This window comes from Acidiluteibacter sp., assembly GCF_055129545.1.
Genome location: NZ_JBSRUB010000007.1, coordinates 132,497 through 157,775 on the forward strand (window position 1 = coordinate 132,497; position 25,279 = coordinate 157,775).

Here is a 25,279-nt window from a genome sequence, read left to right on the forward strand (position 1 = left end):
TTGCATTTCTAAAAATGCAACATGAAGTCACAGCACATTGACATTCTAAATATTGGATTAATTGCGGTCTCCTTGATTGTGGCTATTATTATTCCATTTGAGCTGTTTCTCTTCTCTTATGCCGTGCTCGGACCGTTGCATTACATTACAGAACTTCAGTGGCTCAAAGGCAAGGACTATTTTGTAAAGAAGAAAGGCTGGATATTGCCGTTTATTGTAGCGGCAATTGCAGTATCTATTTATCCAATTGTGTTGTTTATTAATCCAGAGATCAACCAGTCAATAAGGACCTTCATCGGCCACTTGGCAGATGGAAGTAATTTTTTGTTGATTGCCGTTTTCTTTTTCTCCATAGCGCTGGTTTCATTGAAAAATTCAAAGCAATACATCGCTTTTTCGGGAAGTATAGTTGTCGCTATCTTGATCTATTACCTCCTTCCTACTTCGTTTGTCTATTTCGCAGTATTTCTCCCAACCATCCTTCACGTATATGTATTTACGGCCTTATTCATTCTTTATGGGGCGAAGAAATCGGCATCCAATTGGGGCTACCTCACATTTATAAGTTTATTGATCATGCCGATAATCATCTATTTTATTCCAACTGACATCACTCCTTTTTCACCTTCAGAATCAACCTTGTCGGCTTATCAAAATAGCAATATGGTCAAAGTAAACTCTTTCCTCGCACAGCTTTTCGGTGGGTTGGAAAATGGACAATTTTACGCACTATCTGTTGTAGGATTAAAGATCCAAACCTTTATCGGATTTGCATATACTTATCACTATCTGAATTGGTTCTCCAAGACTTCTGTAATCGGCTGGCACAAACAATTAAATTCTAAAAAAACAATGGCAATAGGACTTTTTTGGTTCGCCGCTATTGCCATTTACTTTTATGATTTTCAAACAGGATTCATCGTTTTGTTCCTGTTGAGTTTTATTCATGTAGTCTTGGAATTTCCATTAAATGCCATTACTATTAAGGAATTGATCAGTTTCAGAAAGTAGCTTACTACTTATATTCAATTACGACTCTTCTATTTCTTGCTCTTCCTTCATCCGTATCATTACTCTCTAATGGAAAATCTTCACCCTTTGATACGATTTCCACTCTAGATTCGTCAATTCCCTTCGCCACAATGTATCGTTTTACGGAGGCTGCACGTTGTTCACCTACTCTCATATTTACATCATCAGTCCCAACATTATCGGTGTGACCTGTTGCGCTGATTATTTTCAGTTTGTCATCTTTTAAGTCTTCTACGATTTCCATTAATTTCTTACGGTCATCAACCGTTAAGAAAATATCGTTAAACCCGAAGAAAATTGTTGTTTCAACACTCGGACTGTCAAACGCTTTACCTTTAGGAAGTGTTTTCTTTTCAATCGGATCCTTTACAGTTACTGCAACTGCAGCATTTTTAATCTTGATGTAATTTGCCAATTCTGCAGGGTCAAAAACAAAGGTATTGTTCTTTCCTTGTATCGCATTTACAACTTCGTTTTCATTTTGATCTAATAATGCAATTTCCGATAATAAATAATCTTCATCCGAAACATTAAGAGGTTTAAAATAGTACTTTTTATCTCCTGACATTCTTTGGTAAGTAAATTGTCCTAAGTCATTCGTTAAAACAGTATCGATGGGATAATCGTTCTCATCAAAAACAACCAATTGAGTACCTGATGTTGGCATTTTCTTGTATTTAAACAATCCTAAGATATTATCAGCATAAATAAGGTCTTTTACTCTTTCGGCATATTTACCATCATCAATCAATACAAATCGTCCGGTAATCTTTCCTAGTTCATCGACATAATATATTTTAGCATCAGGATATTTTGTATAATCTTCTTCGTCTAACTTTAAAACATAGGCTTTATCCCCTGCTAGTTTTAAATAAGAAAATAAACCATAATTATCGGTAATGGCCTCATCTATTAAATTTCCATTTTCATCGTAAATACTAATTTTTACACCATCTATAGGCAATCCATTGTACAAAAACTTTCCTCGAACTAAAAGATCTTGTTTGTCTCCAACAAATTTTACTCCTTTATTTACTTTAGAATAATAAATATCGCTGTATTCTTGTCCTCGATTACTGGTAAAATAAACTTCCTTATTATTCCCCATAACAAAGTAAGCATCGAAGTCTGGAGAATTAATAGGTGCACCTAAATTCAGAGGTATAGACCAATTTTGCCAAGTAGAATCTAACCTATATGTCACAAAAATATCGGACTCTCCTAATCCTTCGTGGCCATTACTAGAAAAGTAAAGCGTTTTCCTATCATCAGCTAAAAAGGGCGTCACTTCATAGTCGGGTGTATTTATAGTACTGCCCAAGTTAATAATTGGTGACCAATTTCCTTTTGGACCTTTTAAACTCACATATAAATCTTCAAATGCATTGGTATCAGCAGGTGCCATGCTAATCATTAAAATATCTTCCGTTTTGTTCATGTAAAAAGAGTAATAGCCGTCATCTAATCTTAAACCTGGGACTTCTAAAGCTTCCAAATCTTTCCATTTACCTTCTTCCCCTTTTACCGTAAACATTATTTCTTGATCTATTTTTCGTCTATTGGTAACGGTTTTAAAAACATAAACTTTATCAGCATCGGCAGATGCACCAATCACTGCATTAGAAATACTTTTGTTTGCTTCTTGCAAAAAGTTGATCGGCGTTCCCCAAACTCCATTTTCATCTCTATCTGCATACCAAATGTCTTGCCCATCACTTTTGGGTTCCATTTCTTCCAAATAAGTTCTTAAGAAAAATAGTCGATTGCCATTTAAAGTAGGCAATGGCATACTTTCTTCTGCGTAACTATTTAGTGCTGTCACCTTAATTGGTTCACCAAAGTTGGGCAATAAAAATTGAGAATGAGAGTTTATCGAACTCAATATCAGAATTAATAATGAAATAGTCTGTATTATACTTTTCATGTGGGATGTTTTTATATTATCTATTGCAAGATATAAATTTAAGAACTTCAAAACCAATTAAATTTAGCGATATTTAATACTTTTTTCAACTATTAAATATGGATTAATCGTAAATTAATAAGTCATTACTAAAGTTATCGTTTTTTAAAATTACAAACATATATTTGCAACTTCTGTTAATCTAATTGATGCTATACTATTCTACCCATTTGCATACTACCAGTTCTCAGTGGGTGACCTTTGTTCACGGGGCAGGTGGTAGTAGTTCGATTTGGTATAAACAAATCCGTGATTTCCAAAAGCACTTTAATGTGTTATTGGTTGATTTAAGAGGTCATGGCAAATCTAAAAAACCTTTCTACGAAAAACTAAAAGAGTACAGCTTTGATGTGATTGGTGACGAAGTAATTGATGTTTTAGATCATTTAAAGATTAAATCCACGCATTTTGTCGGCATCTCTTTGGGAACAATTATCATCCGAGAATTAACAGAACGTTACCCGGAAAGGGCAGACAGTTTAATTATGGGTGGCGCAGTGATGAAATTAAATTTAAGAGGACAAGTTTTAATGCGCACAGGGGCTTTGCTTAAATCTGTTATTCCTTACCTCCTATTGTATCGCTTTTTTGCATTCATCATCATGCCTCGAAAAAAGCACCAAGAATCGCGTAACTTATTCATCAATGAAGCTAAAAAGCTTTACCAAAAAGAATTTAAACGTTGGTTTACACTGATTTCTGAAGTGAATCCATTGTTGTCTTTCTTTAGAATAAATGACAGTAAAGTTCCTACTTTATACATCATGGGTTCCGAGGACCATATGTTTTTGCCATCGATTACTAAATTAGTGGGTCATCACCCTTCAGCCCGATTACATGTAATTGATAATTGCGGACACGTTGTAAATGTAGAGCAACCTCACATTTTTAATGCTACAGCGATTGATTTTTTGAAAAGTATTTCTCCTGATCAATAGAGAAAGTAACGATGTTTGCTTTTAATTGACAAATGCATTTAACCGCAAAGGACGCAAAGTTTCTCTCAAAGCACAGGATTTTTTTTAATTCTTAGTAAAAAAGAATTAGTAAACCACATTTTCAATAAAAAATTCAAATTACTTTAAATCAATAATAAAAACGTTTTTAAACGACAACAAACGAATGATAAACGACTAATAAACGTTTAAAACCGATTTAACGTTTACATCATTCCAACCTTTGCCTCGAAATAATTCACAAATCACAAAAACAAATTATTATGAGTGCATTAAGAAACAACGTACAGTTAATCGGAAATTTAGGCGCAAAACCAGAAGTAAAACATTTAGAAGGCGGGAAAGTCGTAGCCAACATGTCAATCGCTACAAGCGAGTCGTATAAAAATGCAAAAGGCGAAAAAGTACAAGACACTACATGGCATAACCTTGTGATGTGGGGAAAAACAGCTGAAATCGCTGAAAAGTATTTAGATAAAGGCAGCGAGTTGGCCGTGAGTGGAAAATTAACCAATCGTTCTTATGAAGACAAAGATGGCATTAAACGATATGTCACTGAAGTATTGGTCAATGAAATTGTAATGCTTGGAAGTAAATCTTAATCGACTTCTACTCCACTTTCATTTCATTTTATTTTAAAAAAGCGCACTTTCTAGCAAAGGCGCTTTTTTACTTTTTCCCTAGTTGGTTGTTTAAAAGTATCTCCTTTTGGAATAAATACCAAAAGATGAATAGTGAACTTTGAAATGAATCAAAAAAAAGTGAATCACATGAAAAGTTTTTTTATCGCCCTATTTATAATTTGTTCAACTTCCATTTTTGCGCAACACACCTTGGTGCTAAAAAGTGGAGAAAAAGTAAGTGGAGTTGTCATTGAATTGAAAGACGATGTATTAAGTATGGTGGTGAACCGAAAAATGGTTACCTATCCGATGCTTCAGGTGAGCACTTTATTTTTTAATGAATACGTACCTTATGATGGTGCATTATTGGACGATACTAAAGAAGTGGTATTTAAAGTAGATCAATTCACTGTAAAGTATGCGATTAAGGATAGAAAAATGATTCGCGAGCCAAAAGTTTCGATTGGAACCAAAGACAAAGGAACTGTGGTAGTCGATATTGTGGTGGATAAATATGGGAATATTAGGAGTGTATTGGCAGGTGCAAATGGCACAACAACAAGCAGCGAATATTTGTATGTGAAAGCGGAAACTGCAGCACGATCTGCGAAGTTTGATGAAAATTTAACTGGTCCACTGGAAACCAAAGGGACAATTACCATTGTATATCCTTAAATTGCCACAATGAAAACAACTCCAACCATCACTGAGTTATTAGGCGTCAAGTATCCATTAATAGTAGCTCCTATGTTTTTGATTTCAAATACCAAAATGGTGATTGAAGCCTTACATTATGGAGTAAGCGCAGCTTTTCCAGCATTGAATTACAGAACAGATGAAGAATTAATCACAGCGATTCAAACCATTAAAAAAGCTTCTGACAAATCTTTTGGAGTGAATTTGATTGTCAATAAATCAAATCCTAAATACAAAAAACAGCTTGATATTTTAGTCGAAAATGGAGTTCCATATATCATCACTTCTTTAGGCAGTCCGGCTGAAGTGATAGAAAAAGCACACAAAAAAGGCATCAAAGTATTTTGCGATGTCACCAATTTAGAATATGCTAAAAAAGTAGAAGGATTGGGAGCAGATGCAGTTATTGCGGTAAACAGTAAAGCAGGTGGTCATTGCGGGAATATTTCACCTAAAGAATTGATTGAGGAATTAACAAGAGAGTGCAATATTCCTGTGATTACAGCCGGTGGAGTAGCCACAGGTGCTCAATTAGAAGAAGCCATGAGTTGGGGAGCTGCAGGTGCCAGTGTTGGAACCATTTTTATAGCTTGTGACGAAGCAGATATTTCTCAAGAATACAAGCAAGCCATGGTCGATTATGGTGCAAAAGACATCATTTTAACCGACCGAATTTCAGGATCCCACTTAACCATTATCAATACACCCTACGTTCAAAAGATTGGTGCAAAAGCTGGTTGGTGGGAACGAACCTTATTGAAGAATAAATGGCTGAAGAAATATATCAAAATGTTCATTTATGTGCGTGGTATGAATCAAGTGAAAAAAGCTGCCGAAGGTGCGACCTATAAGACTTTTTGGTGTGCTGGACCTTCCATAGAATATGTGCATAAAATTCAGCCAATTAAAAATATTTTAGACGACTTTTTCGAGAAGTAACTCTGAATTGATTTTCAGATTTAACTCAGGTAAATAGTTCACATTTAAAGTCATTAAAAAGAAAATAACATCCATTAAATATGTTGCCCCATCTTTATCATTTAGAAGCAAATAGGCTTGTAAATAAAGAAGAAGAAACGACAAAAGATAAGATTCAAAACAAAGATTTTTATTTGATCAATCAAGTATCTTTTTCAATGACTCAATCTTGGAAACTTATGCTAATTAGGAAGCATATGAGAAAGAAAATAGTATAAGATTAAATGAAAATTCCAGAGGTTACTTTGAAGAAGGCATTTCGAAATGTGATCCATCTGATCCTCAGAAAATAAACTTCACATGGTCGTTAACAAATAATGACACCAATTTGAACGTCAACTTTTTCTTAGCTGCTCAAAAATTTGATATTTTAGAAAATAATAGAACCAATTTACGTTTATACTTTCAGGAAGTGGATAGTGGTTATTCTTCTGAATTAACTTTTACAAAAAAAATGTAGACTTTTAAATCAAAAGTAACAAGCTAAGCTAAAAACACCCCCGAAAATTCTACCCAAAATGCTAATTACAAGTTAATTAAATGCTGATATTAATTTTTATCAACTGTGATTTTATATTAAAAATCAATCTACATTTGGCAAAAAATAAACACTGTAAATATGAAAAAAAGTAACATTAAAATCACGCTAATTGTGTTGGTATTTGCATTATTAGGTATGTCATCTTGCAAGAAAGATGAAGAGACTGCCAAAGAAAAAATTCAAGACAAAGACTTTGTTGTAATCAATCAAATTGAATTAGAAAATAACATGGTAGTTTCAACTTTTGCTGATATAGAAGCATGTGATCGTGACAACATCTATCGTTTTAACTCCAACTCCTTCGGCTACGTTGATGAAGCAGTTTTAAAATGTGACACTTTTGGTGGTAGTCAACTTTACAACTTTGCCTGGTCTCTGGCAAACAATGATACAAAAATGAATATATTTTTCGATTTTGTTGACCTATCTACTTTTGATATAATGCAAAATAACGGAACTATTCTAAAGCTATATTCTTTAGAAAAAGATGGAGAAGATAGTTACTCTATTGAAATCACATTACAAAAGAAATAATAGCGTGAGCTTTTCATTAGTAATAGTTAAGAAGTTTTTACAAAAAAATAATTTTGGATTCTTTTTCAAATTAAATTTGAATTAATTTAAAACCATATAACCATGAAAAATAGAATAACCGCATTCATTGTCGCATCCCTATCCATTTTCATTTTTACTCTATCTTCTTGTAAAAAAGATGAAGAATCAGCAAAGGATAAATTTCAAGACAAAAATTATTACCTCACCAATAGCATTGAGATGGAGAATAATGTAGTAGTCGCTACATATTCAAGTTTAGATCAATGTGAAAAAGACGACTTTATTAGATTTAATTCCAACAACACCGGTTTTTTTAATGAAGGTTTAACTAAATGTGACCCTTCAGATGAACAAATAACAAACTTCACTTGGTCATTATCAAATAATGATAATCAGTTAAACGTTGTAATCTTCTTCATTAATATTAGTTTTAGCATTCTTCAAAATGACGGAACTACTTTACGATTGTCAAATACAATAATTGACAATGGTATTGTCTACACTACAGAGCAGACATACGTTAAAATGTAAATTTATCGCCTTAAAGTAGGTTGACCAATAATTAAAGAATAAAACTAAAGAAGCCATCCAATCGATGGCTTCTTTTAGTTTGCTAAATTCATAATTAGCTCTTCCTTTTTCCATTGGTTTTATGGAACTTTGCAAAAAATTAAAACACATGAAAATCTTCAAAAGCTTTACCTTTGATTCCGCGCACTTTTTACCAAATGTGCCTGAAGGGCATAAATGTAAAAACATGCACGGTCATACCTACCTTTTGAAAGTGATTGTTGAAGGTGAGCTAAAGGAACACTTAAACTGGGTGATGGATTTTACTGACTTGAAAAAAGCTGTAGACCCAGTCGTTAAAAGTGTTGATCATAAAGTACTGAATGAGATATCAGGATTGGAGAATCCAACTTGTGAAGGTCTAGCAGTTTGGATTTGGAACAAAATCAAACCGAACTTACCTGAATTAGCAACTATTGAATTAAATGAGACGCCAACATCTGGTGTAATCTATTCAGGACATTAATCTTCAATATCCTTTTTATATCCCAATTCACTCGATTTCTTTGATCGCTCATCAATTCGCTGATAAATGGTTGTAGTCAGATCTGCAATAAAAGCCTTCAAATACTCCACCTCTTTCCCTTTGGTCATTATACCAATTAAAAATGGCTTCTTTTGGTGATACACGATTCCAAAATGATGCAGTTGGACAAGGTGATCTTTACTTGGTTTTATACCATATTTATGAGCCACAGCTATTTCTTTCGGAATTGATTGACGAATCCCATAACCATATCCGGTTTTAGATAAAATGTCCAAAGCCATTTCGGAATACCTTTTATCTAAATAAGATGAGTTGTAAAGCACTCTAAAGAAGGATGCATAGGTTCTGATTGTTATAAAATTCTCGTTGAAATCAATTCCATCAGGAACAATCATCCCTAATTCCTCTTCGACTTTGCTTAAAAAATTAGGGTTTTCTTCTTCTATGAAATCAATCAATAGAATTGTTGCTTCGTTATCGGACTCCACGATCATAATATCTACTAGTTGAGCAACAGTATATTCAGAACCTTGAATTAACTTACTATTGGAGCGCGCACTCTGATTCTTTGATTCTAAATACACCGCTTCCTTAGAGATCTGATACGTTAGTTTTTGATTCAAAATATGAGGCATGGTTTCGGCATATTTTAAAATTGCTATCATAATTGGAACCTTCATTAAACTACCTGGCGAAAAGATTTCATCTTCATTCATACTTACTTTCTGATTGGTAGTTAAATCCCGGTAATATATTGCCGCTGAGCTAATCTGTCCATTTTTTTTGGCAGATTCTATCTGCCTGTTCAAAATACTATCCATTCCATCTATGGATGTTAAATCAATTGAACTAAAGTCCAAATAGGCGATGCTAGGATTAAGATATCGATATTTCGCTTGTTGCGATTCACTAAGGTTTTGAGTTTGCTTTTGATTAAAAACCAACGGACTCTCAGATTCAGAAGTAAAAATAAAGTACCCGATTGTGACTCCAATTACACTACCAAATAGTAATCCAACCACCCCTTTTATAGATACGTAACTATCTGTTTTAAAATTTATTGCCATATTCTATTTCTAGATTCATTTTGTTTTTCAGGACGACCCAAATTAGATAAAAGAATTGATTTGAAAGTCAATTAAAATTCATTTTTTATACTATCCGAATTCTTATACCTTTGTAAAAAAACAGGATGAAGAATATTTTTATCACCACATTACTACTACTTTTCGCCTCTACCCTTTCTGCTCAATTGAAAAACCCACATTTTGTAGGATTAAATGCAGGTTTAAGTATGCCAGTTGGTGAGTATAAAAATTTTGATACAGCAAGGGCCTCATCAGTAAACGCTGGAAAATATGCCTCTCTTGAAGGCGGGGTTTATATATCAAGGTTTGTTGGTATCGGAGTAAACTTGGGATTGTATACTAATTCAATCAATGAAAGTGAAATCAGATCGGAATACGAAAAGCAATTAGTAACCAATAATTCGATTGAAGTAAAAGCTGATGATTGGTTGAACGTATACGCTTTAGCAGGACTTTATTTTACTATTCCCATCAAGAAGGTTCGATTAGATTTTAAATTTTTAGGTGGAGCTGTTAATTCATCACAGCCATTAGTAACTGTAACCTCTAACGAAAGTGGCTCTGTTGTGGTAAGGGAAAGTAAAGTGGAAGATGCCATTGCTTTTGGGATAAATTATGGTGCTCATTTAAGAATCCCATTGGTTTCAAAACTGTATTTAAGATTGAATGCAGAAACCTTCACTTCCCTCCCAGAATTTAAGAAAGAAACCACTAGCTACAGAAATGGGGTAAAAACAGTTACAAAAGAAAATTTTGAACAAACCATTTCTGTTTTGAATGTTGGTGTTGGGTTGTGCTTCAGTTTATAAGCTTTTAATAACGAATAAAGTCAGCACAAATAGCCCAAGAGAGATGACCATCATAGCGAACAAATAGTTTATCCAATGGTTTTTAGGCGTTCGTGGATTTTTCCCAAATAATCGTTTCGTCCATTCAAATAAACGATAGCGGTGATTGGCTACTTTTTGATAGCCCCAATCAGAAAGTTTTTGAAACCATTCTTTTTCAGCGTACCATTTCGTTAGGAAAGTATATTTCCCTGCTAGTTGAAATGCCTTATAAGCCGCATCTGGTCCTGAATAGACTTTTCCATCAGGTAAAACCAACCGCACAGCTTCTTTGTATTGATCAATTGAAATATCTTTTACTCGCTTGCAGGCCAGTTGATACTTTTGGTATTCAATTACATCTCCCGACATGATCCACCAACGGATAATCCAATAATGACAAAAACCACACTCACCATCCCATATCATCAATGGTTTTGACGATGGGGGATACACAGTGTGGTTGATTTTACTAAACATGCTGCTAAGTTAACAACAGTAGAAGTAATTTGTTATTTCTATTCGTTCATTCTGTAGCCACCAGTAAAAATAATAGTGAGACCAACAATAATGTGCATCGGAATGGTCAATAAGAACAACCCTCTTAAACTTACTACTGTTTCAGACAAACTAACCATATAGGGTACTAGCAAACTAATAAAAGTGGCTAATAATATTACCATTGAAAATAGCTTGAAAGTATTATTCTTGATGTATCTATTCATGATAAAATATAATATCCCAGAAAAGATACCTGGAATCAGTGAAGCCAAGATCACCATGTAAATGTTAATAAAAGGTTCCGTATAGTTACTGAACTGATTGTAGGCAAAAAAATAAACGATATTTACTAATGCTGCTATAATACCTGCAATTAATCCTGTTGTTATATTATCACTTAATGAATTCTTTAAATATTGTGCATCTGTTTTCATATCTCGTATAGTTTTGTATTTTAGTATTTCTGTGCACAAACCACTCCAAATCCATTTAAAAATGAAAAAAATATTACTAGCAATCTATTTTATAACAACTTACCTATTTTCAATTGCTCAAAATACTGATCCAATAAGATACGTTGCCTTGGGAGATTCATACACAATCTGTGAAGGAGTTAACACAACCGAATGTTGGCCGAGTATTCTAACCAAACACCTTTCAAAAAAAGATGTGGACATAACCTTAGTAGCTAATCCTTCTGTCACTGGCTACACCTCTCAACAATTGATAGATAATGAAATGTCCATTTTTGCAAAGTCAGAAGCCAATTTTGCAACCGTCCTTATTGGAGTAAATGATTGGGTAAAAGGCATTAATATCGGAATATTTGAAAGTAACTTAACTTATATTGTTGAAACATTGCTGGAGACTTTATCTTCTGATCGATTGTTTCTGATTACTATTCCTGATTTTTCTGCCACTCCTAAAGGTCCCGAATACAGTAATGGGAGAGACATTACTGCAGGAATCTCAGAATTCAATGACGTAATAAAAAATGCTGGAACTATGTATGGAGTTACTGTTATCGACATTTTCCCAACGACACAAGCGATGAAAGACAATCCTGAATTAGTAAGTGCTGATGGATTGCACCCTTCTGCTCAAGAATACCTATTGTGGGAAGGTATTATCTACCCTCATGTTTATGAATCCCTTAAACCTAGATAAGCTTCTTTTCGATGTAGTCGCTGTTCAAGACACTCAGCGCACCCATGTATTTTAAATCAAAGGAGATTAAATCACCTACTTTGTAGGTTCCTTCGTCTGCGCCTAAATCAATCACCAACATGTCAGAACTTGCGCCAACGATGTTAATATCATCGTGGTTAGAAATTAAAAAATCAGGATTAATGTCCAATAAACCAACATCTAAGATCGCTCGATAGGAAGTCTTTCCATAATCATCCGGGTTGATTTCTATCATCTCTCCGCTTGGGTTCTCTGCTAAGGTCCCTGTTGGTACTTTAGGTTTTTCTGTTAACTCAATAATTTCAGTATACAATTTCAACACATCAGTTTTCATTCCTTCCACTGGAGCTTCCGTAAATAGGTTGTTTCCGAAAAATAGCATTTCACCTATTCTAAAATGGTTAATTCCAGCTGGAAGCATTCGTTGTAATAAAAGTGGCACAACCACTGAAGTTCCTCCTGTTACAAACGGAATCTTTTTGTTGAATTTAGCTTCTATGAGTTGTTCATACAAACTCAATTGAATCAACTTATCTGGAGAAGGCATTACTCCATGTAAGCAGTTCAAATTGGTTCCGATTCCTGAAACTTCAATGTTTGGCATTTCGAAAATTTCTCCATAAAAATTAATCAACTCCTCCCCCATTACGCCTTCACGCAAATCTCCCATCTCAATCATTATGATCACTTTGTGGATTTTATTTTGAGCCACTGCTTCTTTGGAAAGCATTCTGATCGTTTCAATTTCAGTGTTAAAACTAACATCGGCGTATTCTACAATTCGTTTGATGCTTCTTTTTGCGGGTGGCTTAATGTATACTGTTTGAATTTTTGGATTAATCGACTTAATGGTCTTTAAATTTGAAATCCTGGAATCATGGGTTTCTTCCACACCCAATTGAATCAATTCCTTTAAGAATAATTCATTCCCACAGAGTAATTTGGTAACAACTCCCCATTCTATTCCGTTGGATTTAAACAACTCATCTAAAAAATTATAATTGTGTTTTAATTTTGCTTTGTCTAATGTAATGAATGCCATAATTACTTTATTTAATTACTTTTCGTGGGATATTATGTGGTAACCTGGTCAATAGTTCGTAATTCAATTGGTCACTTAGCTCACTGAATGATGAAACCGAAATGGAAAAATCGCCTTGATTTCCAATCAAAACCACTTCGTCTCCTTTTTTAGTATCTGGGATATCGGTAATGTCGAGCACCATCATGTTCATGTTTACAATTCCAACTACACTCACACGCTCACCGTTTACGAGCACTCGTCCTTGATTGCTCAAAGATCGACTATAGCCATGACTATAACCTACTGGAACAGTGGCTATTTTCATATTTTTCCTCGCCATGTAGGTGGTTCCATAACCAATGAACTCACCAGTCTCCACAGTTTTGGTGCTCATGACTTTACTTTTCCAACTCAGTATTCTGCGCAAGGGGTCAGTTCGATCCAACTTATCCTTCACAAAGTGGATAAATGTTTCGGTGCTTGGCCAAAAGCCATAATTTAGAATACCAATTCGCACCATATCCATCTGTGTCTTTGGATAAGATAACGTAGCTGCCGAAGAAGCAGAATGGTAACGTTCGGCAACCAATCCGGCTTTCATCAATTGTTTCCGCTGCTTTTTAAAGCTTTTTATTTGTTCTTGTATACGAACATAGTTACCGATGCTTTCAGCTCCTGCAAAATGAGTACAGACCCCTTTCAAGATATAATTCTTGCTGGCTAGCAATATTTCTAAAGCTTGCTTCACTTCTTCTTTGCGCAGACCTGTTCGATTCATCCCTGTTTCCAATTCCAAATGAATTTGAGCCGGTATTCCAAGCTTTTCAGCAAAATCTAATGCAGCCTGTAATCGGTCTATTTCAAAAATGTAGAACTGAATGTCATTCTGAATAGCCCACTCCAACTCTTCGTTGTCGAGCATGCCCATGATCATAATTTCTGCTTCAGGCGCCACTTTTCGACACAATCGAGCTTCGTCTGCACTAAACACCGAAAAGTGAGTTTGACCGGCGTTTACAGCCATCGGAACTAGATCTACAATTCCATGTCCGTAGGCATTCCCTTTAATAACTGTGCTAATGAGCGTATTTTCACCCACTACACTTTGTAGGAATTTGTAATTTTCTTCTAAAGCTGATTGACTCAGCTCGATGTATGAAGTCTGAAACACTATCGGTTGGTTTGTTGAATAATGGACGAATAGATGCGATTACCAATGGCAATCAATTCATCAGGAAAATTGTAATTGGAATGGTGCAATGCCGGTTGATTTATTCCCGACCCCAACCCAAACATTGCGCCTTTTGTGGCATTCAGAAAGTGACCAAAATCTTCGGACCAACTGAATGGTTGGTTCAATTCTTCCGCTTCTAAATGATTGGCCTGAGCTGCCGATTCAATGATTGATGCATTCTCCTTATGATTCACTGTTGCAGGAAACACCTCTGTTTCTTCTATGGAAAACTGCAACCGCTCTTCTATTGCGAATTGCTTTACTTTTTCGTGAATTCTAACTGTTAATGCTTCCATATCATCATTCAGATAGCTTCTCAATGTCAACATGAGAACTCCATCCGAAGGGCTGATTCCAAATGCCGCTTCACCCACTTTGACGTGAACAATAGTTACGATTGCATAATTTTTCGACTTAAAATCTTGATTTAAGTCAGCTACGTATTGAGTTAGTTTTGAAATCGCTACGGCAGGATTAATTCCATTTTGAGGCTCAGCTGCATGTGCCGTTTTTCCTTTCAATTTTATAATCAACCCTTTTGACGCTGCCGCAAAATGGGCTTCTCTTGTCAAAACTTTACCTAGCGTTACTCCAGGGATATTGTGCAAGGCATAAATTGCATCTATTGACAATTGCTGAAAACGCGAATCTTCGAGCACTTGCAGTGCACCATCACCAGTTTCTTCGGCAGGTTGAAACAATAAGACCACTTTTCCCTTTTTAATCGGATGGGAAGACAACTCTTCCAATAAAGAAAGTACCATTGCCATGTGGCCATCGTGCCCACACAAATGCGCCATTCCTACGTTCTGAGATCCGTATTCTATTTCCTTATTCGGTTCTTCGTGAATGGGTAACGCATCTAATTCTGCTCTAAAAGCGATAGTCGGGCCTTCTTCTTGTCCATTGAAGACTGCCAAAATTCCATGCACGCCTACATTTTCATATAGTTCATCAGGCTGAAATTGCTGAATGAAATGAACCACTCGATCGGCCGTTTCTTTTTCGTTGTTAGAAACCTCAGGAAACCGGTGCAACAGTTGTCGAAATGAATGTAGTGATTGTAAGAATGGTTCAGTTAACATCGTTAATCTTTTGTTAAACGCATTTCTAAATACTTATTGGTAAAGCCCAATCGCTCGTATAATTTTTTGGCTGGATTGTCGGGTTCTACGTGTAAAGCCACATCGCCTTTCGTCAACTTTAAGGCTTGTTCCATCAATTGTTTACCCAAACCTTTACCGCGATAATCACGGTGAACTGCAATGTACACTAAAATATTTTCAGGAATGTATTTCGACATACCAGTTTCGTTAATTACAACGGCTCCAATAATTTCTTGCTCATGAATTCCCAATAAGACGAATCCTCCGTTCCCTAAATTCTTTTCAAATACATAATCCAAACACTTTAGAATGTCTTCGACACTGTCGCCAAATTCATCCAAGTGGGTATTTAAGAACTTTGCTATTTTATGATTGCTGTAAAATAAGTCTTGGCCTGAGAAAGAGTTCAATACCTTCGGAGACAGTTTAATTTTTTCCATTTGCTTGATTTATTTCGATTGAATTTTTATCTGTAAATGTCATAATAATGAATACGAATAATGCAGCTAAGATGCCAAAGAAATTAGCATTGATGCCGTAAGGTAGTGCAATTTGCATTGTTTCCAAGGTTACGGTAGTTCCTCCACCCACTATCATCGCTCCCAAAGCGGCATTTGAACTAACTCGTTTCCAAAAGAGAAGACCTAGGATGGGCACTAATAATCCGGAAACCATAAAGGAATAGGAAAGCAACATTAGCTCCAATACATTTTCCATGCTCATGGCAAGTAAAATGGCAAAAGCACCGATGAGGAAAGTAAAGAGTTGTGAATATTTCAACACAGTATGGTGACTTTTTTGCTTCAAAAGTTTGCCAAAAATATCGGTGGTTAAATTTCCTGAAGCTGCCATTAAACAGCTATCTGCAGTAGATAATATGGCCGAGAAATAAGCCGACATCATGATTCCCATTAAACCAATGGGTAAAATTTGACTCAATAACAGGGGCAATCCCATTTCAGGATCCATTCCTTCGGCTGAAGCAAATCCCAAATCAGCAAACATTCCTTGATCGGCGGCTACGTTAGCAAATAATCCCAATAGCACTCCCATAAATGCCATCAATGGCCATTCAAATAATCCTGCTATGAACCACGCTTTTTGTGCATCCTTCTTTGATTTACAAGAGAAAATCCGCTGATACAAAGTCATGCCGACAAACCAAATGGGAATAATGGTGATGGCCCAATTGAACAACTGAGACCATTCAAAATTGGTCAAGGACAACATTTCTGGTCGCACAGAAGCTACAATGGTATCATACCCACCAACTGCAAAATAAGCCATTGGAATAGCGATAAATACCAAACCAGACATCAATAGCATCCATTGGATGGTATCGGTGTAAATCACGGCTTTCATTCCTCCCATTACAGTGTACACCACCGCAATAACCCCCATGACTATGAGTGCCGTAGTTAAATCCAAAGATGGAAAGGAAGCGGAAGCCAATTTGGCGCCAGCTAAAATTTGAGAACTTGAAAATCCGGTGTAACCAATCAGCGAAATAAAGCCTGCCACTAGCGCCACTTTCGGGCCATAATGATTGCCGAATACTTGCGGGAAGGTGAGCAATTTAAATCGATCATTCATGGCTGAAATCTTTGGAATCAGCAGCACTGCACTGAGCCATGCACCAATGAGGCCTGTGAACAACATCCAAGAACCACTAAGCCCCATTACGAAGCCCAAACCACCCAAGCCAATGGAGAAACCGCCACCCACATCTGTCGCTACTACGGAGAGTCCGACGTGCCAGCTGCTCATGTTTCTGCCACCTACAAAATAATCATCAGAATTTTCATTTTTCTTGAGAAAGAAAAACCCAACGCCCAACATAATGAGCATGTAAAGAATAAAAATACTTCCATCAATCCAATGCAAATCGTCTACTTTTGGTAGATTCACAAAGGTATTTATAATAACCTAAAGAATAAAGTAAACGATTTAATAGTTTAAAATCCAATTATTTGAATTTCTCAACAATCGTTGCATCTTGCTTTAAGTCATGGTAGTGCATGGATAGACTTCCATTATTTTTTTCGATAGAAGAAATGGAAACCGTGCGTACAAAATGCGATTCGTCCAAGCGAATGGTCGGGTGTTCTTGATCGCCCCCGAAACGATGAAAATCGACCATTTGCTGGCGGTTTACTTCTGGGAATTTCATCAAATGCTCGGCGAACGATTCTTCTCGTTGCAATCGGACAGCTTTGGGGTAGAGTGGCGCAGATGAATAGATGTGCGGCTGATCTAGTTGTAAGATTTTAAGGTGGGTCAATAAGCCATCCCATCTGAATTCAATCATTTCTAGTTCATCTTGGAGCTGATCCAAACAGATGATAGTAAAGGGCTCTATACCGCTGAAATCGTAATCAAAGGTAAACTGCTCGAAACTGGCGTATTCAAAACACTCCAACAACACAATTCCACGGCTTTTTCGGTAAGGTGGTTGGTGTTTGTGCCGCTTAAATGCGCCATTAAGCAAGCTCACTACTCGATTTTCGCCTATAGCCAACCACGTTCCTTTGGCGTCTCCATCTTGTGGAAACAATACTTGGTTGCCGATGATGGTTTGATAAACCGGAAATACGGCTGGCAATCGATGTTTGGATTCATCGCGGTTGGAGGTCAAAAGGAAATTTCCGTTTCCTTTTGGAATATAAGTCAGTGTGCACATGCGTCTAAAATTAATAAAAATCAACCATTTTTATAAACAGCATTTAGAAACAAAATGTTGCCGTTGGACCGCATTAATTACAAGTGAAATTAAAATAAATGAGGGAAAACCAAACAAGGTATTCAAAAAACACGTACTTTTTCATTGGTTTTACGATGGACCATTGTGATTGATGACTACTTGAAATCAAGCGCATTGCTCGGAGAACCAATCAAACTTTAAAAGATTAACGCCATGGCAAAAGGACAAGATTCCAAAAAAGCGGTTAAAAAAGAACCGACAAAATCGCTAAAAGAGAAAAGAGAAGAAAAACGCTTGAAGAAAGCAGGTAAGTAACTAACTCAATGCAATGGCGCTCCAAATGGAGCGCCATTTTTGTTTGTTCAAAAAAGTAAAACTACTTTTCTAATCGTTTAAGCGATGTATTGCACACTGGCCCACTCATTGATCTCGTTTTAATTTGTTCACAATCTTGTTTTTGAAAATAAACTGTTACATTCGGGTTTGGAAATCAAGAAATAGATAAATCCATTCTGAGACTATTGAATGCTATTATTGGCCTCCATTTGAAATCGCGGGCTTTGGAATAATGCAAAGTACAAACTTTATGAAAATCCATTGAAACCGAATCTTAAAATAATTAAATAGTTCAACCTAGCGTAAGCCAAAATTGCACTATCTTTAACTGTTAAAAATTAGACCTACCATGAAACGTTCTCTACTACTCTTCATCTTGTGCTCTTTTGGATTTTTAAACGGCTTTAGCCAATCCGAAAAAAATGATTTAAAATTAACCGTTGCAGGTCTTCCGTTGTTTGGAGATGCTGATGGTTTTATCTCCGGATTAAATGGTTTTGTTTGGAAGCCATCTATTGGCTATTACATTTCCAATAAAACCTCTATTGAATTAAATTTTTCCTACGGCACAATGAATAACCTGACCATTAGAAATGTCGATTCCTATTATCAATCGTTTGCCTTTACTCCTACTCTAAGAAATAACTTTGTAAACCAAGAGAAGTGGCGAGTTTTTGCAGAATTGGGATTTGGGTTGGGCACCATTCAATACAATGCGGACAACAATAATTTTAGAAATTTCCAACACGATCAATTAAGTGGAGGAATAACGATCCTAAATATTGGATTGGGTGGCAACTATTATTTCAATGAGAAGTTCGGAATTGAATTCATCATTCCATATCTCACCATCAATAACATTACTTCTGATCAGTCGAACAATCTCTATTCAGGCATTGGGCCGACCATTGGGTTGACCTATCTATTGAAATAATTTAATTCCAGTTTTTACCACCCCAAAATGATTGCCTGAATTGGATTGTATAGAAAGCAACCCCTTCCACTACTTTCTTTAATCCTAAACGCCAATCGATTTTAAATTGATGAATGTAAATTCTACTAGGAAGTAGGTTCAAATGAATTTATATGGAAAAGTCGATTTACTAAATGTAGAATGATAATTATGCGCACTTTTCAAATCTTCAACATACCTAGAGTGCAATTATCAAGCGTTAGCCGTTCAATCAGTGTCACCATCATCACTATTGCTTTCATCATTTTAAGCTTTCAAATACAAGCTCAAGAATTTGCGCAAAGTAAAAAACCGATATATATTGGTGTCAACTACGGCCAATCTTCCCAAAATCGATTCCCCTTTAACAATAAAAACTATACGTATAACAATCAATATTTTAAGATTCATCTGAAGACTTCTTTAATGGAAAAAGGTAAATTCAGTCTAGATTTTTTGGTAGAACCGAGTATCTATTTTTCTGAACATCAGTTACTCAATGAAACGTTTATTGAAGAACAAAGAGGGGAAGATTTTTTGGAGCAACGAGAAAAGTTCACTCAAAAAAAAACATTTAACGAATATGCATTGAATGCAGGGTTTCAAATTCGGTATACGGTAGTTAGAAATTTTAGCACGTATATTATGGGGAGTATTGGTCGTATGATTTCTACGGGAGATACCGAGCGACTGAAAAAGGGCTTCTCCTTCTTGGACATAGCGGGTTTTGGCTTTTCTCAAAAATGCAAGAGATTGCTGTTTGATTTTAGGATATCGGTTCGGCACAACTCAAATGCCAACCTTCAAATGCCCAACAATGGTCACAATGCCATTTGCATTGAAACTGGTATATCGTATCAATTAAGGTCAAAATAGACATCAGATTAATTCAAGCCATGTCTTAGAGTTAGCCTAGTGAAATAAGTCAAAGCACTTATAAAATAACCTTTCTGCTACTTCCTTTAATTCTACCTATTTTTTAGAATTGTAGTATTTATGCACTATTGAATAAAGCTCAGCCATTTTAAATTTGTCATCCAATCAAAAACAAACACAGAAGAAAAAGATAGCACAACAAATTTTAATGACCGAGGTCTTTGGACGTATATAGATCCATCAAAAAATACGAATCTTCGGATTTTTTGTGAGGGTGGAGATACGAACCCCGATGATATTTTGTTAAATCCTTGTCTTGCAATTGCTCTAAAAAAGGATCCTAAAGAAGCATTAGAATACTTCGAGTGGCAGGAATACATTGAAACTTTTGAATTGAACGGAGAGCGATTGAATTCAAAAGCACCTGTAAAATCAAAGTAACCAATTGATAGTTGGACTAAAGATTTAAATAAAATTTTAGAATAAAAGCGGTCAATATGGAGCTTTAGGTATACTTTTAGTTAATAATATTATTAACTTCCCAATTAAAATTTAAAAACGATGAAGAATAAAATTTTAATCCTAGCTGCATTAATAATTAGCATTTCCTTCCAATCATGTAAGAAAGATAAGGATGATGAGGTGGTCCCGGCGCCAGTAGTAACGAATCCTTTTTATATCAATTTTAAACTTGATGGAGTTCCAAAAAGTCATTCGGGATTAAGTAACGGCGGAGGCACAGGCAGCGGTTCAAGCACAGATGCTTCATTTTATACGCTAAAAACTAACATTGGAATTACAATCAGAATGGACAAGGATTCCATCGTAAAGAAAGATTTAGATTCCTTAATTGGTAAAAAAATAGTAGTTGGTCAGTGTCAAGTATGTCCAACAAGTATTAGTTTAGATTACGAAATATCTGGGGATTACTATAGAAGTTATGAAACTGACAATCCATTCCCTGCAAATTATTTTAAGGTTACATCAGTTACTTATTATGGAACAGAAGATTTCTTTGGAAGAGCACAAAAATTATATACCGTAGAAGGTGAATTTAATGCAAACATTTCCTACGGTACTGACGTTAAGAATGCAAAAGATGGGAAGTTTAAACTGGTTTTTAGAGAAGCTAAATTCGACTAGACAATAAGATTTGAAGTAAACACATAAAGGTGTTGATTAGTAAAAGTACGCTCTACCAATCATCACTTTTTTTTAGTCCAATTTGTGCTTCATTTTCAGAATTATCGCATTTTTTATTGCAGTAGTTTTACTAATTAATGTAGTCGCATTTAAAGGATTTATTTATATCGTTCTCAAAGATTAACTCATTATTTAATAAAAGTTGGAGTTTAATTTATACCTTGATTTTTCAAACAGAAACTATGAAAACATTCCATTATGCATTTAAGGTAAAAGACATTGAAAGCACTAGAAAGTTTTATATTAAATTATTAGGTTGTGTGGAAGGCCGTTCCACAGAAAACTGGATTGATTTTAACTTTTTTGGCAACCAACTTTCTGCACATGTCAGTTCCAATATTCCTGAATTGGATTATTGTGGTAAAGTAGATGGAATTAGCGTACCTATTCCCCACTTTGGCTGTCTTATTCCGGTAATTGAATTCAAGACTATACAAGAAAAATTAGAGGCCATAAACACTGAATTTATTGTAAAACCTTATATGCGATATGCCGGAAAAACCGGCGAACAACGTACCATGTTCTTCTTGGATCCAAGTGGAAACCCAATCGAATTGAAGGCTTTTACCAATGAAGCTGAAGTGTTTTTGAAATAAGAATTTTTTGAAAATAAAAAAATGCCCTTAAATATTTATTTTAGTGAGCTAGATTTTTCATAATCTACCTCAACTAAAAATTTATTTAAAACGAAATCGCATTTACAATTGCGAAAGCACCTCCCACAAGACCACCAATCAGCATTATGGTGAAATATGAAATGAGGTAAATCAATAATGATTTGACCACGCTAATAAAAAAGTTACCTCCAAAAAAATGGTGATAGATCCAAGAGAAAATGCCAATCGTTAAAACAGCTGAAATGAAAATTGACCACTGAAAAAAATCAGGAATAAACCACAAGAAAAAAGTTAATATCCCTGCTGCTATCGTAACTCCGTAGCTGTATGAATTGATAATTAAGTGCTCTGCATAGTTCAATTTATACTTTCGAAAGAATAATTTACTGTAGAAGGCGAAAAATGGAACCATACCAACAGTAATTATAGTAAGGTAATTCATAATAAATTCTTGAATTTCCTTTCCAAGTTCCTCGTTACGGACATCTGATTGAATTGCACCCATCTCTTGAGCTTTTTCATTCAATCCAAATATTAATGAAATCACCACGCTTATCGTAGCCCAAATAAATATGAATCGGAATGGATGCAAATATTTCACGGTTGCACCCGTAATATTGTCCAACAACACCTTTCTAGGATTCTGTAACAGGCGAATCGTTGTAAAAAACAACCCATGATCCATATTAAAAAGCTGTTGAAATACCCACTTTAGAGAATCGATTGTTTTAAACCGATGAGAAATTTTTCGTTGTCCACAGTTGTAACAATAGGCTCCAAGCAACTCTGTATTGCATGTTTTGCAATCCTTGATAGCTGCTTCTGAAAATTGGTCAGTAATTATTTCCTTGGTCATTCAAATTGGTTTGAAGCCGAAATATAAAAAAAAATCCCTTCCCGATAAATCGAGAAGGGATCAAATGTTATGGTTTAGAAAAGAATATTACTTCTTCTCGCCTTTTTCCATTTCAGATTTCAATTTAGATAATGCATCTAAGTCACCAAGAGTTGTTCTTTCTTGAGAATCTTGCATTGTCTTAATTTTCTTCGCAGTGCTAGCATGTTCTGCTTTTGCTGTTGCTCTTTTCTCTTTCACATCTTCGAACTCAGCGTCCTTAAAGATTTGAGTGTGGCTTACAGCAATCTTACGTGCGTTTTTGTTGAAGTCAACAATTTTGAAGTCTAACACTTCATCAACTGCAGCTGTTGTATTGTCTTCTTTTACGATGTTTTTCTTCGTAGCCAAAGCTTCTACTCCATAAGGCAATACTACTGTAGCACCTTTTGCAGAAATTTCAGTGATTGTTCCTTGGTGAACTGAACCTATTTCGAAAACAGTTTCAAAAGTTTCCCATGGATTTTCTTCCAATTGTTTGTGACCTAAGCTTAATCTTCTGTTTTCTCTATCCACTTCTAAGATCACCACTTCTAGTTCATCACCTACAGAGGTAATTTCTTTTGGATGGTTGATTTTCTTAGACCAAGAAAGATCAGAAATGTGAACTAAACCGTCAACACCTTCTTCTAATTCAACGAATACACCGAAGTCAGAAATGTTGGTTACTTTACCTTTGTGCTTGTCGCCAACGATAAATTTCTCAACGATTCCTTCCCATGGATCAGGAGTCAATTGTTTCACACCTAAACTCATTTTTCTTTCTTCTCTATCTAAAGTTAAAATTTGAGCTTCAACTTCGTCAGATACAGTAAAGAATTCTTGAGCTGGTTTCAAGTGATTCGACCAAGTAATTTCTGATACGTGGATCAAACCTTCAACACCAGGCTGAATTTCAACGAAAGCACCATAATCAGCAACTACAACAACTTTACCTTTCACTTTGTCGCCTACGGCTAACTTCTCGTCTAACTCATCCCATGGATGCTTCTCTAATTGCTTCATACCTAAAGCAATTCTCTTCTTATCATCATCAAAATCAAGGATAACAACATTTACCTTCTGATCCAATTCAACGATTTCTTCTGGGTGATTAACACGTCCCCAAGAAAGATCAGTAATGTGAACCAAACCGTCAACACCACCAAGATCAATAAATACACCATAAGAAGTAATGTTCTTAACAGTACCTTCTAATACTTGTCCTTTCTCTAATTGAGCAATAATTTCTTTCTTCTGAACTTCTAGCTCAGCTTCGATTAATGCTTTGTGAGATACTACAACGTTTTTGAATTCCTTGTTGATTTTCACAACTTTGAATTCCATTGTTTTATCTACATACATATCGTAATCACGGATAGGCTTCACATCAATTTGAGAACCTGGTAAGAATGCTTCAATACCAAATACATCAACGATCAAACCACCTTTAGTTCTGCATTTCACATAACCTTTGATTACTTCTTGAGTATCTAATGCATCATTTACTCTATCCCATGCTCTAAGCGCTCTCGCTTTTTTGTGAGATAATAATAACTGACCATTTTTGTCTTCTTGACTTTCAATGAAAACCTCAACTGAGTCACCAACGTTTACTTCTTCTTTGTATCTCAATTCATTCATTGGGATAACACCGTCAGATTTGTAACCGATGTTTACAACAGCTTCACGCAAGTTTTTAGAAACGATAATCCCGTCTAAAACTTCTTGCTCATTAATAGAAGTTAATGTATTACCATAAACTTCTTCCATTTCATCTCTTTCTGCTTTTGAGTACAACTCATCGAATTTACCGATAGAATCCCAATCAAAATCTGCAGAATCTGCAGCTACTGAAGCATTAATGCTATTGTCAATAGTTGTTTCAACAGTTTCTTCGTCTTCATCTTCGTCAGAAGAATCTACTTCAACCTTTTTTCTTGGAGTTTTCTCTTTCACTTCTTCTTTTGAAGTTACTTCTTCAACCTTGTCAACTACAGTTTCCACTGCGTCTTTAACTGCTTCAACAGCATCACTTGCTACTTCTTGTGCTTTGTTTACGATTTCCTCTGCAGGATTCGTGTCTTTTTCTTTGTTCTCAGACATTCTGAATATTTACTTGTATTCCACTTACGAGTTGGCATTTAAGTGAAAGGAATTAATAGTTAACCGACTACGCCAATACGCCGATTTTTTGGACTGCAAATGTAAGGCTTTTTTCAAAATATTTCAACAACTCAATAAACTTATAATCAAACGACATAATGAAAGGGTCATTCAGTTTTAAGCAAAGTGAAGTCACATTAAATTGGTGTGAGAGGCTAATTGACTCTCACACTTCAAAAAAACGA

At 35.5% G+C, this 25,279-nt stretch carries 26 protein-coding genes; 14 read left to right on the forward strand and 12 right to left on the reverse strand.

What is annotated here, in order from left to right:
- The first annotated feature begins 21 nt into the window (after positions 1-21).
- The gene (locus tag ACTB0X_RS03310; RefSeq protein WP_463023564.1) at positions 22-1,011 is read left to right on the forward strand and encodes a hypothetical protein; all 990 of its coding nucleotides are present in this window, start codon (positions 22-24) and stop codon (positions 1,009-1,011) included.
- Positions 1,012-1,015: 4 nt separating this feature from the next.
- Here the strand turns inward: ACTB0X_RS03310 and ACTB0X_RS03315 are convergent, their stop codons facing one another.
- Positions 1,016-2,956 carry an OmpA family protein gene (locus tag ACTB0X_RS03315; protein WP_463023565.1) on the reverse strand — a complete coding sequence of 647 codons (1,941 nt, stop codon included), beginning with the start codon at positions 2,954-2,956 and terminating at the stop codon, positions 1,016-1,018.
- Between the two features lie 188 nt (positions 2,957-3,144).
- On the opposite strand from ACTB0X_RS03315, the gene ACTB0X_RS03320 reads away from it, so the two are divergent.
- The 7 genes from ACTB0X_RS03320 (at position 3,145) to queD (ending at position 8,380) form a co-directional block, all read left to right on the forward strand.
- Positions 3,145-3,933, forward strand: coding sequence for an alpha/beta fold hydrolase (locus tag ACTB0X_RS03320; protein ID WP_463023566.1), 789 nt, complete (start codon positions 3,145-3,147; stop codon positions 3,931-3,933).
- 281 nt (positions 3,934-4,214) lie between these two features.
- A complete protein-coding gene (locus tag ACTB0X_RS03325; protein WP_463023567.1) occupies positions 4,215-4,553 on the forward strand; it encodes a single-stranded DNA-binding protein in 339 nt (112 codons plus the stop codon).
- A gap of 168 nt (positions 4,554-4,721) precedes the next feature.
- Positions 4,722-5,249: a hypothetical protein gene (locus tag ACTB0X_RS03330; protein WP_463023568.1), complete on the forward strand. Its 528-nt coding sequence runs from the start codon at positions 4,722-4,724 to the stop codon at positions 5,247-5,249.
- 9 nt (positions 5,250-5,258) lie between these two features.
- On the forward strand, positions 5,259-6,209 hold the full coding sequence (locus tag ACTB0X_RS03335; RefSeq protein ID WP_463023569.1) for an NAD(P)H-dependent flavin oxidoreductase: 951 nt from the start codon (positions 5,259-5,261) through the stop codon (positions 6,207-6,209).
- Positions 6,210-6,867: 658 nt separating this feature from the next.
- Positions 6,868-7,323 carry a hypothetical protein gene (locus ACTB0X_RS03340; RefSeq protein ID WP_463023570.1) on the forward strand — a complete coding sequence of 152 codons (456 nt, stop codon included), beginning with the start codon at positions 6,868-6,870 and terminating at the stop codon, positions 7,321-7,323.
- A gap of 102 nt (positions 7,324-7,425) precedes the next feature.
- Positions 7,426-7,875, forward strand: a complete 450-nt coding sequence (locus ACTB0X_RS03345; RefSeq protein WP_463023571.1) for a lipocalin family protein — start codon at positions 7,426-7,428, stop codon at positions 7,873-7,875.
- A gap of 148 nt (positions 7,876-8,023) precedes the next feature.
- Positions 8,024-8,380 carry a 6-carboxytetrahydropterin synthase QueD gene (gene queD, locus ACTB0X_RS03350; RefSeq protein WP_463023573.1) on the forward strand — a complete coding sequence of 119 codons (357 nt, stop codon included), beginning with the start codon at positions 8,024-8,026 and terminating at the stop codon, positions 8,378-8,380.
- Here queD and ACTB0X_RS03355 read toward each other — a convergent pair.
- A complete protein-coding gene (locus ACTB0X_RS03355) occupies positions 8,377-9,468 on the reverse strand; it encodes a serine hydrolase (RefSeq protein WP_463023574.1) in 1,092 nt (363 codons plus the stop codon). The genes queD and ACTB0X_RS03355 overlap by 4 nt on opposite strands.
- Before the next feature lie 125 nt (positions 9,469-9,593).
- Here ACTB0X_RS03355 and ACTB0X_RS03360 point away from each other — a divergent pair, with 125 nt between their 5' ends.
- Positions 9,594-10,298: a hypothetical protein gene (locus ACTB0X_RS03360; RefSeq protein ID WP_463023575.1), complete on the forward strand. Its 705-nt coding sequence runs from the start codon at positions 9,594-9,596 to the stop codon at positions 10,296-10,298.
- On the opposite strand, the gene ACTB0X_RS03365 is transcribed toward ACTB0X_RS03360, so the two are convergent.
- The gene (locus tag ACTB0X_RS03365) at positions 10,293-10,796 is read right to left on the reverse strand and encodes a thiol-disulfide oxidoreductase DCC family protein (RefSeq protein WP_463023576.1); all 504 of its coding nucleotides are present in this window, start codon (positions 10,794-10,796) and stop codon (positions 10,293-10,295) included. The genes ACTB0X_RS03360 and ACTB0X_RS03365 overlap by 6 nt on opposite strands.
- Before the next feature lie 38 nt (positions 10,797-10,834).
- Positions 10,835-11,251, reverse strand: coding sequence for a hypothetical protein (locus ACTB0X_RS03370; protein ID WP_463023577.1), 417 nt, complete (start codon positions 11,249-11,251; stop codon positions 10,835-10,837).
- 61 nt (positions 11,252-11,312) lie between these two features.
- Here ACTB0X_RS03370 and ACTB0X_RS03375 point away from each other — a divergent pair, with 61 nt between their 5' ends.
- Positions 11,313-11,984, forward strand: coding sequence for an SGNH/GDSL hydrolase family protein (locus ACTB0X_RS03375; protein WP_463023578.1), 672 nt, complete (start codon positions 11,313-11,315; stop codon positions 11,982-11,984).
- Here ACTB0X_RS03375 and ACTB0X_RS03380 read toward each other — a convergent pair.
- From ACTB0X_RS03380 to ACTB0X_RS03405, 6 genes are read right to left on the reverse strand one after another with little or no spacing between them, the layout of a single operon-like run.
- Entirely contained in the window at positions 11,977-13,047 is a 1,071-nt protein-coding gene (locus ACTB0X_RS03380; protein WP_463023579.1) for an alanine racemase, read from the reverse strand. The genes ACTB0X_RS03375 and ACTB0X_RS03380 overlap by 8 nt on opposite strands.
- Before the next feature lie 7 nt (positions 13,048-13,054).
- Complete coding sequence (gene alr / locus ACTB0X_RS03385; protein ID WP_463023580.1) at positions 13,055-14,200, reverse strand: alanine racemase; 1,146 nt, start codon at positions 14,198-14,200, stop codon at positions 13,055-13,057.
- Positions 14,200-15,348 carry an amidohydrolase gene (locus ACTB0X_RS03390; protein WP_463023581.1) on the reverse strand — a complete coding sequence of 383 codons (1,149 nt, stop codon included), beginning with the start codon at positions 15,346-15,348 and terminating at the stop codon, positions 14,200-14,202. The genes alr and ACTB0X_RS03390 overlap by 1 nt, the downstream gene beginning before the upstream one ends.
- 2 nt (positions 15,349-15,350) lie before the next feature.
- On the reverse strand, positions 15,351-15,809 hold the full coding sequence (locus ACTB0X_RS03395) for a GNAT family N-acetyltransferase (RefSeq protein ID WP_463023582.1): 459 nt from the start codon (positions 15,807-15,809) through the stop codon (positions 15,351-15,353).
- Positions 15,796-17,277, reverse strand: a complete 1,482-nt coding sequence (locus tag ACTB0X_RS03400; protein WP_463023583.1) for a sodium:solute symporter family protein — start codon at positions 17,275-17,277, stop codon at positions 15,796-15,798. Before ACTB0X_RS03400 ends, ACTB0X_RS03395 begins: the two co-directional genes overlap by 14 nt.
- Before the next feature lie 58 nt (positions 17,278-17,335).
- Entirely contained in the window at positions 17,336-18,049 is a 714-nt protein-coding gene (locus ACTB0X_RS03405; protein WP_463023584.1) for an NRDE family protein, read from the reverse strand.
- Positions 18,050-18,755: 706 nt separating this feature from the next.
- On the opposite strand from ACTB0X_RS03405, the gene ACTB0X_RS03410 reads away from it, so the two are divergent.
- From ACTB0X_RS03410 to ACTB0X_RS03425, 4 genes are all read left to right on the forward strand, one after another.
- Entirely contained in the window at positions 18,756-19,340 is a 585-nt protein-coding gene (locus ACTB0X_RS03410; RefSeq protein ID WP_463023585.1) for a hypothetical protein, read from the forward strand.
- Positions 19,341-19,562: 222 nt separating this feature from the next.
- Complete coding sequence (locus tag ACTB0X_RS03415) at positions 19,563-20,234, forward strand: acyloxyacyl hydrolase (protein ID WP_463023586.1); 672 nt, start codon at positions 19,563-19,565, stop codon at positions 20,232-20,234.
- 561 nt (positions 20,235-20,795) lie between these two features.
- A complete protein-coding gene (locus ACTB0X_RS03420; protein WP_463023587.1) occupies positions 20,796-21,377 on the forward strand; it encodes a hypothetical protein in 582 nt (193 codons plus the stop codon).
- Positions 21,378-21,619: 242 nt separating this feature from the next.
- Entirely contained in the window at positions 21,620-22,033 is a 414-nt protein-coding gene (locus ACTB0X_RS03425; RefSeq protein ID WP_463023588.1) for a VOC family protein, read from the forward strand.
- Positions 22,034-22,118: 85 nt separating this feature from the next.
- Here the strand turns inward: ACTB0X_RS03425 and ACTB0X_RS03430 are convergent, their stop codons facing one another.
- Complete coding sequence (locus tag ACTB0X_RS03430; protein ID WP_463023589.1) at positions 22,119-22,910, reverse strand: DUF3667 domain-containing protein; 792 nt, start codon at positions 22,908-22,910, stop codon at positions 22,119-22,121.
- An 87-nt stretch (positions 22,911-22,997) separates the two neighbouring features.
- Positions 22,998-25,034, reverse strand: coding sequence for a 30S ribosomal protein S1 (gene rpsA, locus ACTB0X_RS03435; RefSeq protein ID WP_463023590.1), 2,037 nt, complete (start codon positions 25,032-25,034; stop codon positions 22,998-23,000).
- Positions 25,035-25,279: the final 245 nt, after the last annotated feature.